At 55.5% G+C, this 2,591-nt stretch carries 3 protein-coding genes; 1 reads left to right on the top strand and 2 read right to left on the bottom strand.

What is annotated here, in order from left to right:
• Positions 1–73: 73 nt before the first annotated feature.
• Together AB6803_RS33035 and AB6803_RS33030 are read right to left on the bottom strand one after the other, a co-directional pair.
• Positions 74–841 carry an IS5 family transposase gene (locus AB6803_RS33035; protein ID WP_371112784.1) on the bottom strand — a complete coding sequence of 256 codons (768 nt, stop codon included), beginning with the start codon at positions 839–841 and terminating at the stop codon, positions 74–76.
• A gap of 71 nt (positions 842–912) precedes the next feature.
• Positions 913–1,392 (bottom strand): Imm8 family immunity protein, encoded by a 480-nt coding sequence (locus tag AB6803_RS33030; RefSeq protein ID WP_371112783.1) that lies wholly within the window; start codon positions 1,390–1,392, stop codon positions 913–915.
• Between the two features lie 383 nt (positions 1,393–1,775).
• Here AB6803_RS33030 and AB6803_RS33025 point away from each other — a divergent pair, with 383 nt between their 5' ends.
• The gene (locus tag AB6803_RS33025; protein WP_371112782.1) at positions 1,776–2,384 is read left to right on the top strand and encodes a J domain-containing protein; all 609 of its coding nucleotides are present in this window, start codon (positions 1,776–1,778) and stop codon (positions 2,382–2,384) included.
• Positions 2,385–2,591: the final 207 nt, after the last annotated feature.

Raw genomic sequence — 2,591 nt, 5'->3', positions numbered from 1 at the left:
CGGACAACTACCTTGCCGGCCTCAAACTCGCCGCAACGAGGATATGGATCGCTTCAGCTAATGAGTCCGCGTCCTAGGCCGTGGACTCGTTATGGCGGAGAGTGAGGCGAACACAGGCCAGTTTTGTCATGGCGAGGAAACTCGTGCCTAACTTCTCATACCGGGTCGCGATCCGTCGATAACATTTGAGCTTACTAAAGAACCGCTCAATGAGATTTCGCTTTCTGTAAAGCCAAGGGCTGAAGACGATTGGCCTCTTTCGGTTGGATTTTGGCGGAATGTTCGCCCATGATCGATTCATTCTGACTTCCGCACGGAGCCAATCGGCATCATAGGCTTTGTCAGCAAGAACCATACCGCCTGGGGATAGGTCAGTAAGCAGCTCTTTCGCCGCAGTTAGGTCGTGAGCGTGACCGGGCGTGATAGCAATCTTGATTGGTAGCCCTATGCCATCGGTGACGGCATGAATTTTGGTCGTGAGACCACCCCGACTTCGCCCAAGGCAACGATCCGGGTGTTCGGTCGTTAGCGTGGCCGCCAGATGATGGACGCGAACAGAAGTGCCGTCAGTCATGGCGATGCCATCATTCGAAGGGCTCGTGACAGCTTCCATCAGCCTGTCCCAAATTCCAGCCATCGTCCAACGCCTGAAGCGATTGTAGCATGTGGTATATGGTCCATATCGTTCAGGGACATCACGCCAAGGGGCTCCAGATCGAAGAACCCAAAAGATGCCATTCAGCACTCGCCGGTCATCAACGCGAGCGACACCCCGTGATTTGTTGGGCAAGAGCGGCTTGATCACGCGCCATTCGAAGTCAGTCAGATCATATCGGCTCATGCGGAGCGTGAATCAGAATTCGGCGAAGTATGAAAGTGGCATTCGAAAAACCATCGGGTGCTGACGTTCGATTACGCCCCGGCCATGCCCTCATACTCCCAATCGAAGCGCTTTCTGAGTTCCTGCACACTGTCATCCCACGTCGCGCGCTCGCATTTCCGCAAGATGTTTAGGAGGCTCGCCAGCACGCTCTGCCACTCAAACACATCGACAAACACCCATGCGGTGGAGCGCCGTGGCACGTGCGATCGCAAGTCACTGGTCACGACGTAGACATAGAAATCGTTGGTTCCTATCTCGTCGTCCCACCCAATGGCCAGGCACATAAGCAGCGCCACGCTTCTGGGATTGGAGGGTTTCCATTGCTCAAGAAGCTCAACCGAGTCGAGCATCCTCACGCCGGCATCTATCTCCTCTTGCGTGTAGCCCACGCGGATACGGCTCTCGGCAACGCCACCACGCACGTTTGAAGCATCCACGCTTCGCAAAGATAGGCGGTCGGGCACAGGAACGTTGGCAATCTCCAGCCATTTTTCATTCGCCCGTGCCAATGTCCGCTCCTGGAAACCTTCGTCGTAGATAATGTTTAAGGAGGGCAGTTATAGCGACGACAGCGCCGGCTGGAAAGCCATCTCCCTCCACTCGATCACGCTGCATTTATGAGTTCAAGGCCTAGCCGGAACTGAGGCCAGTGCCGGTGAGCGAACGATGCACGGGCCGAGCATCTGGATTGCGCGCGTGCCGAGTGAGCGTTTGCCGGAAGCAGGGTCGTCTTCGCGGTCGATACACGGTCGCCGCATGATGGGGCTTCGCAGGTCGAGTGTTCCAATGTGGTTGACGCAATCCGCCGGTCAACTGCGGTTGCACCCCATTTTGTTCCGCCCCCAATTCGCTATTTCTTGCCGAGATGAAGCACTGCCGCCATATAGGTGCCATGACGCTTGATTCGAAGATATTCATTGGCCTCAGATCGACTCGCAAGAGGCCTGCTCCGCAGAGCGAACCCACCGGTCCCAGATGCCAATGGGACGGCTGCGAAAAGAATGGTCCGCACCGCGCCCCGGTGGGACGGGATGCCGAAGGCCTATATCTGTTCTTCTGTCTTGAGCACGTGAAGGAGTACAACAAGGGCTACAATTTCGCGACGGATCTATCTGACAAGGACATTGCCCGCTACCAGAGGGAAGCAGCCAGCGGTGGCCGCCCGACCTGGGGGACCAGCGTCAGTCAGGCTCCCGAAACTCCGCTCCCGGGCAATGTCCGTTCCGGTTCTGCAAAGGCACTGAATGCCCGCAAAACTGCTGCGCAGCGCCAGGCGCAAAAGGCTGACTTCCAGATACGCAAACTCAAGGTGCTGGAAGCAAAGGCATTTGAGACACTCGGTCTTTCACCGGATGCAACGCCGGAGGAAATCAAAAGCCGCTATAAGGAAAGGCTTAAAATGCACCATCCGGATGCCAACCAAGGCGACCGCACTTCCGAGGACGAGCTTCGAGCATCGATCGAAGCGCATAAGATCCTTAAACTGAACGGATTTTGCTGAAAGCCTTCCATTTGGTTATGTGCAAGCTGTTGTTCATTGAGCGACCGCATGGCATCCTCCGATGTCAGAGCTTGAGTTTGCCGTTCCACAACGAACCCGGAAGACTTCGAGAAATAATGTTTCTACGGCCAATTTGGAAGAGATCTCAAATGCCGCCAAACCGCTCAAGCATCTTTCGAAGCTGAACGTTCTGTTGACGCAGATGTT

It is taken from the genome of Rhizobium sp. RCC_161_2, from assembly GCF_041355235.1.
Taxonomy (GTDB): domain Bacteria; phylum Pseudomonadota; class Alphaproteobacteria; order Rhizobiales; family Rhizobiaceae; genus Rhizobium.
Note: the sequence above shows the minus strand (reverse complement) of the source record. Positions and strands in the feature narration are given on the sequence as shown.